The following is a 9,288-nucleotide window of genomic DNA, read 5'->3' as shown; positions in this document are numbered from 1 at the left end:
CCTTTGACCTTACCAGAAATGATACCCATAACGGTTTCACCCGCTTCAAACGCGTGTTCCAATTTAGTCCATGCTTCGGCAGCTTTCGCTTTATCACGTGACAGTTGTGTTGCACCAAAACCATCTTCTAATGATTCCAGCGATACGTCGACTAAGTCACCAACAGAAACAGTCACTTCACCATTTTCGTTCAGAAATTCTGAAACAGGGATAGCGCCTTCTGATTTAAGACCGGCATTGACCATAACAACATCAGGACCTACATTGACTACCGTACCGGTAACAATTTTGCCTGGTTGCATTGGAGTTGAATTTAGACTCTCTTCAAAGAGATCAGCAAAGCTTTCGCTCATTGTTAAATATCCTTGACCCTGTTGAGGAAACAAGATCACCTAATTAATCACTCGCTGATGCGAGATCGTTAAACATCCCATTCGACAAGAATCGAACAGGCACCAAAAATTTAAATTGCACAATAACTGCGCACTTTTTCGTATACTGCAGTAATACCTAATTCGGTAGAATCCAGTATCAAAGCATCCTTAGCAGGTAATAACGGCGCGACTTTGCGTTCACTATCGCGTTTGTCACGCTCCGAGATTTCTGCAATGAGATCGGAAAGGTTACTCTCAATTCCTTTCTCTTTCAACTGCTTATGACGTCTTAACGCCCTTTCTTCTGCACTTGCCGTTAGAAACACTTTAAATTGTGCGTCAGGGAAGACCACAGTACCCATATCACGACCATCTGTGACCAGACCTGGAGCTTGGGCAAAATCACGTTGGCGTTGTAATAAAGCCGCTCTGACAGATGGGATAACGGCCACTTTCGATGCGGCATTACCCGCTTTTTCTGTTCGAATTTGTTGACTGACTTCTTGCCCTTCTAAAAGTACTTTTAGTCCATTTTCATCAAGTTCAAATTGAAGATCTAAGTGTTGCGCTAACTTCATAAGGGCGCCTTCGTGAGAAGCTGGAATCTGGTGTTTTAAACTAGCAAATGCCAATACCCGATATATCGCACCACTATCTAGATAATGCCAACCTAATTCTCTGGCCATCATTTGAGCAATGGTGCCCTTACCAGAACCACTCGGTCCATCAATGGTTAAAATAGGCATATCAGTCATCAATTTCTTCAACCTGCAGGCCGACTTTATTCGCTAACTCGACAAAGCCCGGAAATGAGGTAACCACATTGGCACAATCATTAATCTGAATAGAGCCGCCCGCTTGCAGCCCTGCAATAGCAAACGACATAGCAATTCGATGATCACTATGACTATCCACTTCACCACTACCAATGACACCACCATTGATAACAATGCCGTCAGCTGTGGGTTGTGCATCAATACCCAAAGTTGTTAGGCCATCAGCCATAACTTGTATACGATCGCTCTCTTTTACTCTTAACTCTTCAGCACCGGTGAGGACTGTCTGCCCCTCAGCACAGGCAGCTGCAATAAATAAAGCAGGAAACTCATCAATGGCTAAAGGCACTTGATCTTCAGGAATTTGAATGCCTTTTAGTGGCGCATATTGAATACGAATATCTGCTACAGGTTCACCACCAGTGACTTTTTCATTACTGAGCGTAATGTTGGCCCCCATCTCACGTAAGATATTGATAACACCGATCCGAGTAGGATTAACCCCGACATGCTCCAGGGTAATATCTGACTCTGGAGCGATGGCAGCCGCTACCATAAAAAAGGTGGCTGACGAGATATCTGCGGGTACATCTATTTTTGTTGCTTGTAACTTACCACCACCGACAACTGAAACTGTGCGGCCTTGCTTCTCAACCTGATAGCCCATACCTTGCAACATTCTTTCTGTATGGTCACGTGTTGGTGCAGGTTCTGTTACTGAAGTTTTACCTTCAGCATACAAGCCAGCGAGAAGTAAACACGATTTCACCTGCGCACTGGCCATGGGTAAATCATAGTCGATGCCTTTCAAATGACTGGTCTTATGCAAAGTCAAAGGCGGCTTACCTTCAGTGGTATCGATATTGGCTCCCATTAGAGCAAGCGGATCCGTCACACGCTTCATCGGTCTCGATGACAATGATTTATCTCCCGTCATCGTGACATCAAAGCCTTGACCAGCCAATAGACCTGAGAGCAAACGCATGGATGTGCCACTGTTGCCGAGGTTTAATGCTGTTTCTGGTACTTTGAGGCCGTGCATGCCCACACCATGAATAGTCACATTACCCTTCTCTGGACCGATAATATCGACGCCCATACCACGGAAAGCGGCCAGTGTTGCCAGTGCATCTTCACCTTCTAAAAAACCAGTTACTTCCGTGGTGCCCTCAGCGATGGAACCAAGCATAATCGAGCGATGAGAAATCGACTTATCACCAGGTACTCTTACCTGACCTGTGATTTTACCGCCAGGGTGCACAATATATCGTTTATTAGTTTCACTAGACACGTCAGTTGGTTCCACGTTTATACTTCACTATTATCGATCAAATCAGGATCGGCAAAACGGCTATCTCGCGCTTTCTTTGCCCGTTCGAATACCTCAACCAGATACTCGCCGTCATCCTCTTTAATCGCTTGTTCGATTTTATTGATCCCTTGATGAAACTCATCAAGTAAATCCAGAATAGCTTGTTTGTTAGCTAAACAAATATCTCGCCACATCACTGCATCGCTTGATGCAATTCGGGAAAAATCACGAAAGCCACCGGCGGCATAACGCAAGACTTCATCACAATCATCACGTTGTGCAAGCATCCCCACCAAATTGAAGGCAAGCACATGAGGTAGATGACTGGTAGCGGCTAACACGGTGTCATGATGCTCAACATCCATTTCAAAGACTTCTGCCCCTGTTAGTTGCCACATCATTTTAATTTTTGCTGTTGCTGCTGAGTCTGTTTCACTGACAGGTGTCAGGACAATACGGTGATTTTCATACAAAGTAGCAAATGCAGCCGCTGGTCCGCTTTTTTCTGTACCAGCAATCGGGTGACCGGGAACGAATTGTTTGAATTTATCGCCCAAAGCCTCTCGCGCTGATGAGACGACTTGTGCTTTGGCACTACCACCATCAGTAATGATGGCTTCAGGTCTGATGTGCTCACTCATCTCTGCAAAGACAGATGCCATAGCGCCCATAGGCACGGCAACAAAGACCACATCGGCATCAACAACAGCCTCAGCAATCGAGTCTGCAGCCTTATCTATAATACCTAAAGAGAGCGCCTCTTGTCGGGCTTCATCACTACGTGAATAACCGACAACTTCATTAACGGCCCCTTTTGATTTCAAGGATAAAGCGAGAGAACCACCGATCAGCCCAACGCCTATGACAGCAAGCCGATTAATCATTAACCACGACCCAGAATAGTGGATAGCGCATCAAGAAAACGTTGATTTTCTTCGGCTAAGCCGATGCTCACACGCAGGTGTTGTGGTAAGCCATAGTTAGCCACAGGTCGAACGATGACACCTTCATATAGCAGCTCATCGTAAACTTCAAACGCATTTGTATGAACATTGACTGTAATGAAATTGGCTCGGGAAGGAATGTATTGCAGACCCATTTTTTCAAAGCCAGCAATAAGCTGTTTCATACCCGCTTCATTCACATCACGACTTTGTTGGAGATAAGCTTCATCACCTAGAGCAGCCACTGCCGCTGCTTGAGCTAAATGGCTAACATTAAAAGGCTGTCTGACACGATTGATAAGATCGGCAACTTCGGGGTGTGATAAGGAATAGCCCACGCGTAAACCTGCTAGTCCATATGCTTTAGAAAATGTTCGAGTAATGATGAGGTTATGAAAATCCTGAAGCCAAGGCACTGAATTCTCTTCCATATTCAGATACTCGACATAGGCTTCGTCGAGCACGACCAGTACCTTTTCCGGCACTTTCTCTAGAAATAATTTAATTTTTTCAGGCTCTAACCACGTGCCAGTCGGGTTGTTAGGGTTGGCGATAAAAATAATTTTGGTACGCGGACTAATGGCTTTATGAATAGCGTCCAGATCATAACCATAATCTTTCGCTGGCGTTACCACAGCAGTCGCACCAATAACCTGAGTAACAATAGCGTAGACAGCAAAGGCATGCTCTGAAAATATAATTTCATCACCAGCACCTGCAAAAGCACGCGCAATCAACTCTAAGACATCATTAGAACCATTCCCTAGGGTGATTTGCTCAGGTGCCACTTGATGTTTTTCAGCTAATGCCAGCTTTAATGCGTAACCATTACCATCCGGGTAGCGGGCCATATCTTTTGCAGCCATCGCTACCGCTGCCACAGCTGCTTTAGGAGGGCCGAGCGGGTTTTCATTTGAGGCTAATTTAATGACATTGCGGACACCATATTGACGCTGTAACTCTTCAATCGGTTTGCCCGGAATATAGGGTTGCAGATGCGCCACCCCACTTACTGCAAGATCACAAAAACTCATTTCTGCTCCGTTTTATTTCTGAAGCTATCGAGAATTAACAAAATAGCGCCTACACAAATCGCTGAATCAGCCACATTGAATGCAGGCCAATGATATGTGCCATAGTAGACATCAAGAAAATCAATAACATAACCATGAATAACACGATCAATCACATTACCTAAAGCCCCACCCAGTATTAAAGCAAGAGAGATAGCTTCCAGTTTTGCATCTGCTTTCAGGCGTTTCAGCCAAAACAACAAAACAATACTAACGACGACAGCTAAGCCAGTGAAAAACCATCGCTGCCAACCGCTCTCGCTGGCTAAAAAGCTGAATGCAGCGCCGTGGTTATAAGCCAATGTAATATTGAAGAAGGGCAAAACAGCAATAGACTGATAAAGCTCCAATGCGCTGTTTGCCCACCACTTGCTGAGTTGATCGAACACAATCACCAAAGCAGAAAGATTCAACCATTTCAGCATAATTTCTAGGCGAACTGTCTTTGTTCACCGTCTCCTTCGATATTATCAATACAACGACTACATAGTTCAGGATGGTCAGCATTTTCTCCAACAGAATCCACCTGATGCCAGCAACGTTCACAACGTTTGTGTTCAGACGCTTTAATAGCCACCAAAATCCCAGGCATACTCGTCGAGACTGCTTGCTCGGCTGCTTTATCATCTAAACGGTGAAGACTGACTTTGGATGTAATCAATACAAACTTTAATTCATCCTCTAGCTTGCTCAATAACGCCATAAGACTGTCATCAACGAACAAACTAATTTCAGCCGTTAGACCACCTTTGATGTTACCGGCGTTACGCTGGTTCTCAAGCTCTTTGGCGACGACTTCTCTGACATTGAATACTTGATTCCAAAATGGCAGATCAAACGCTGTTTCCTTATCTAATGGTGCTAATGCATCACTCCAAAGATTAAGTAATACAGACTCATTATGCTCGCCAGGCAGATATCCCCATAATTCATCAGCTGTAAAACTTAAAATCGGGGCGATCCAGCGAACCATCGCTTCCAGGATAAGATACATAGCCGTTTGAGATGAGCGTCGACCTAAGCTATCTGTCTGCATGGTGTACTGGCGATCTTTAGTAATATCCAGATACAAACTACCCATCTCATTCGCACAGAAATTATGAAGCTTTTGATAAATCACATGGAACTGATAGCTCTCATAAGCAGCAAGAATGTCTTGTTGTAAATGATATGCACGATCCAATGCCCATCTATCTAATGGTAGTAAATCATTCACGGCCACCATATTTGTTGCGGGGTCAAAATCATCAAGGTTCGATAATAAGTAGCGAGCGGTATTACGAATACGGCGATATGAGTCCGCGGTGCGTTTCAGAATTTCATCCGATACCGTCATTTCAGCACTGTAATCCGTCGCCGCTACCCAGAGACGGATAATATCGGCACCAAGATTATTGACTACTTTTTGCGGTGAAACCGTATTTCCCTTGGATTTGGACATTTTCTTGCCTTCGGCATCCACGGTAAACCCGTGGGTCAGCACCGCTTTGTAAGGTGCTTTACCAGTAGTAGCAACTGATGTCAGTAATGATGATTGGAACCAGCCACGGTGTTGATCACTGCCTTCAAGATACAAATCTGCAGGGCGTTGTAAATCATCACGCCGGGTTAACACGCAGGCATGTGAGACTCCGGAATCAAACCAGACATCCAGCGTATCAGTGACTTTGAAATAATTTTCTGCATCTGCACCAATCAGATCGCTGGCATCCATATCAAACCAGGCATCAATACCGTTTTGCTCAACCGCCAGGGCGACTTTTTCGATCAATGCTTTCGAATCCGGATGCAATTCCCCGCTCTGCTGATGCACAAATAACGGGATCGGTACACCCCAGGTCCGTTGACGGGAAATACACCAGTCCGGACGACCTGTCACCATATTCTCAATACGTTTTTGGCCCCAGTCCGGCATCCATTTGGTTGCAGCAATCGCCTGCATTGCCTGATCACGTAAACCGTTCTGCTCCATACTGACAAACCATTGTGGCGTCGCACGGAAAATAATCGGTGTTTTATGACGCCAGCAGTGCGGATAGCTATGCTGAATGTCGATATGTGCCAACAAAGCGCCTTTCTCTTTTAAAAGGGCAATAACTTCTGGATTCGCTTTAAATACAGATTGGCCTGCAAAAATTGGCGTGTCAGGTAAAAACACACCATTGCCGCCAACAGGGTTATCAACTTTTAAGTTGTATTTCTGACCAACAACAAAGTCATCTTGACCATGGCCTGGCGCAGTATGCACAGCACCTGTACCCGCATCGGCTGTCACATGATCACCCAAAATAACCGGCACTTGGCAATCATAAAATGGGTGCTGTAACTGCAAACCTTCCAGTTGTTCACCTTTAAAACGTGTGACAACTTCAGCTTCAATTCCATAGCGCTGAAGCGCCGCTTCGTACAAAGACTCAGCCAATACTAACTGCTCACCTTCGGCTTGCAAAAGTACGTAAGTAAACTCAGGGTTAACAGACACGGCTTGGTTGGCAGGCAGCGTCCAAGGTGTTGTCGTCCAGATAGGTAAGCTGACCTTACCCTGTCCTGACTCCCCAACGGCTTGCTCGAAAGCGGCCTGGTCAATGAACTGAAAGCGTACATCGATTGCTGGCGATGTTTTATCTTCGTATTCGACTTCTGCTTCAGCTAACGCCGAACCGCAATCCACACACCAGTGAACAGGTTTCACCCCTTTATGCAGGTGACCTTGTTTGATGATTTCACCCAGAGTACGAATAATGTCAGCTTCAAAGCTGTAATCCATAGTGAGATATGGGTTATCCCATTCTCCCAAGACGCCTAAACGTTTAAAGTCTTCACGCTGACCATCAACCTGTTTCGCCGCGTAGTCACGGCATGCTTGACGGAATTCTTTTGCGGTGACTTTGACACCGGGTTTACCCACTTTCTTCTCGACATTCAGCTCGATAGGTAAGCCATGACAATCCCAGCCTGGAACATAAGGCGCGTCAAAACCACTCAGCGTTTTCGACTTGATAATAATATCTTTCAGAATCTTGTTTACCGCATGCCCGATATGAATATCACCGTTTGCGTAAGGAGGACCATCATGCAATATGAACTGTGGTCTACCTTTAGCTTGCTCACGAATTTTTTCGTAAAGGTTCATTGTTTGCCAATGTTCCAGCATTTGTGGTTCACGATTAGGCAAACCAGCTTTCATTGGAAATTTGGTCGCAGGTAAATTTAGCGTTTGTTTGTAGTCAGCCACAAGATTCTCGTAGAGTAGGAAAACTAAAAGCGGAGATTATACGGATTTTTATTGCCGACCTAAATCATTGAAAGCACTTTTATTTACACTCAGTGCTTATGCAAACAAGATTATTTGCAGTAGAATGCCGCTTTTAACCCATCACAATTGAGCTGACGCTTTATGTCCATATCAGAAAAGGTGATCATCCGCGGGATTACTCTGGACGGAGGAAAGTTTCGTCCAAGTGATTGGGCCGAACGCTTATGCGGAGCAGTTGCCTCGTATGGCCCTGGGCGTCGCATCATCTTTCACCCTAATGTCAGGCTAGCGACTCTTGACGGAATCAAATGTGTCGTCGTGGATGCATCATTGGAAAGTACAGATGAAATGCTGTTCGAGTTTTTGATGGATTTTGCTAAAGACAATAAGCTGCAGATTGATCGCACAACCAATTTTCCACCTGAGCCAAATTAGATTTCCTGTTCGGCATCCGGCCAGTTCTGGATATAATTTTTTAAAAGCTTATTCTCGAACTTCGCTTTTTTCAGCAACTCTTCCACAATATCAGTGATAGATAACATCCCTTCCAGTTTGCCTTTGTATACCACTGGCAAGTGACGAATATTATGCTCCACCATTTTATTCATGACTTCTTCAAGCGTATTATCCGGCTCGCAGGTATAGGGATTTGGGGTCATGGCATCACTCACCACCATCTGACTCCACTGTTCTGGATGAGTGTCCAGTATTTTAAGAATGTCCCGCTCAGATAAAATGCCCACCATCGCACCTGTTGGCTCAGTGATGATTAATGAACCGATTCGGTGCTCCATTAACATCGCCACCGCTTTATTCAAGCTATCTGTTGGCGATAAGCCAATGACAGGTTTACCTTTATTTTTGGTAATCGATCTGACTTTCATGGTCCTGCCCCTCTTCTCTGAAGTGCTCAGGACTATTCTGCTTGAGTCAGTAAGTGTTTGGCAACAAATAAGAAAAAAGGGTGGCACGATAAGTCATGCCACCCGTTGAAAACTACCAGTTGTAGGTCGCTGAAGCTATTACGCGACGGCCATCACCAAAGTAGCAGACTAAGTCGGTACACGTCGTCGTGTATTCGCGATCAAATAAATTACTGACATTCAGTGCCAGTCTGACATCATCGAAGTCATAGCGGATACTGGCATCCGTTAATGTGTAACCACCAGTTTCAATATCCACCGTAGATGTGCTCAAACTATCCGTACCTATATACGTGCTCTCCCCTACATAACGAACACCAGCGCCCATTCCTAAACCTTTCAATACACCCGTTGTTTGTGTGTAATCCAACCATAAGCTTGCTGTTTATCGAGGCTGATTTGGAATAAGGCTATCTTTTTCCCAGCTATTGGGGCTCTCAGTAATTCGGGCATCGACATAGCTATATGCGGCTGAGAGTTTTAGTTGTTCTGACAGTTCTAAGCCAGCTTCAATCTCAACCCCTGTCGAATTAACCTCACCTACCTGACGAGACACACCATTAGAATTGAATGCATCATATTCTGTAATCACATAATCATCTTTGGTCAAATCAAATAAGGCAAGACTAA

The 9,288-nt window shown here is 44.9% G+C and carries 9 protein-coding genes and 1 pseudogene; 1 reads left to right on the top strand and 9 read right to left on the bottom strand.

The features are described 5' to 3' along the window. From B4K20_RS05405 to ileS, 7 genes are all read right to left on the bottom strand, one after another. A partial coding sequence (locus B4K20_RS05405) for a S1 RNA-binding domain-containing protein (protein ID WP_289282162.1) occupies nucleotides 1-353 on the bottom strand: 353 nt, incomplete at its 3' end. Nucleotides 354-463: 110 nt separating this feature from the next. Then, nucleotides 464-1,129 (bottom strand): (d)CMP kinase, encoded by a 666-nt coding sequence (gene cmk / locus B4K20_RS05400; protein ID WP_289282161.1) that lies wholly within the window; start codon nucleotides 1,127-1,129, stop codon nucleotides 464-466. Continuing rightward, entirely contained in the window at nucleotides 1,122-2,441 is a 1,320-nt protein-coding gene (gene aroA, locus B4K20_RS05395) for a 3-phosphoshikimate 1-carboxyvinyltransferase (RefSeq protein ID WP_286305205.1), read from the bottom strand. Before aroA ends, cmk begins: the two co-directional genes overlap by 8 nt. A gap of 17 nt (nucleotides 2,442-2,458) precedes the next feature. Further along, nucleotides 2,459-3,346 (bottom strand): prephenate dehydrogenase, encoded by an 888-nt coding sequence (locus tag B4K20_RS05390; RefSeq protein ID WP_289282160.1) that lies wholly within the window; start codon nucleotides 3,344-3,346, stop codon nucleotides 2,459-2,461. Continuing rightward, nucleotides 3,346-4,440 (bottom strand): histidinol-phosphate transaminase, encoded by a 1,095-nt coding sequence (gene hisC / locus B4K20_RS05385; protein ID WP_289282159.1) that lies wholly within the window; start codon nucleotides 4,438-4,440, stop codon nucleotides 3,346-3,348. Before hisC ends, B4K20_RS05390 begins: the two co-directional genes overlap by 1 nt. Further along, nucleotides 4,437-4,904: a signal peptidase II gene (gene lspA / locus B4K20_RS05380; RefSeq protein WP_289282158.1), complete on the bottom strand. Its 468-nt coding sequence runs from the start codon at nucleotides 4,902-4,904 to the stop codon at nucleotides 4,437-4,439. The genes hisC and lspA overlap by 4 nt, the downstream gene beginning before the upstream one ends. Before the next feature lie 5 nt (nucleotides 4,905-4,909). Further along, nucleotides 4,910-7,714 (bottom strand): isoleucine--tRNA ligase, encoded by a 2,805-nt coding sequence (gene ileS, locus B4K20_RS05375; protein ID WP_289282157.1) that lies wholly within the window; start codon nucleotides 7,712-7,714, stop codon nucleotides 4,910-4,912. A gap of 162 nt (nucleotides 7,715-7,876) precedes the next feature. Here ileS and B4K20_RS05370 point away from each other — a divergent pair, with 162 nt between their 5' ends. Continuing rightward, nucleotides 7,877-8,170 carry a DUF3579 domain-containing protein gene (locus B4K20_RS05370; RefSeq protein WP_286305210.1) on the top strand — a complete coding sequence of 98 codons (294 nt, stop codon included), beginning with the start codon at nucleotides 7,877-7,879 and terminating at the stop codon, nucleotides 8,168-8,170. Here the strand turns inward: B4K20_RS05370 and B4K20_RS05365 are convergent. Both B4K20_RS05365 and B4K20_RS05360 read right to left on the bottom strand, forming a co-directional pair. Further along, nucleotides 8,167-8,619, bottom strand: coding sequence for a CBS domain-containing protein (locus B4K20_RS05365; RefSeq protein WP_286305211.1), 453 nt, complete (start codon nucleotides 8,617-8,619; stop codon nucleotides 8,167-8,169). The genes B4K20_RS05370 and B4K20_RS05365 overlap by 4 nt on opposite strands. 112 nt (nucleotides 8,620-8,731) lie before the next feature. Beyond that, a pseudogene (locus B4K20_RS05360) lies at nucleotides 8,732-9,250 on the bottom strand (TonB-dependent receptor domain-containing protein). Nucleotides 9,251-9,288 lie beyond the last annotated feature (38 nt).

Source organism: Methylophaga sp. UBA5088 (assembly GCF_002414625.1).
GTDB lineage: Bacteria > Pseudomonadota > Gammaproteobacteria > Nitrosococcales > Methylophagaceae > Methylophaga > Methylophaga marina.
The sequence above is the reverse complement of the archived record's forward strand: the minus strand, read 5'-3'. Positions and strand labels throughout refer to the sequence as shown.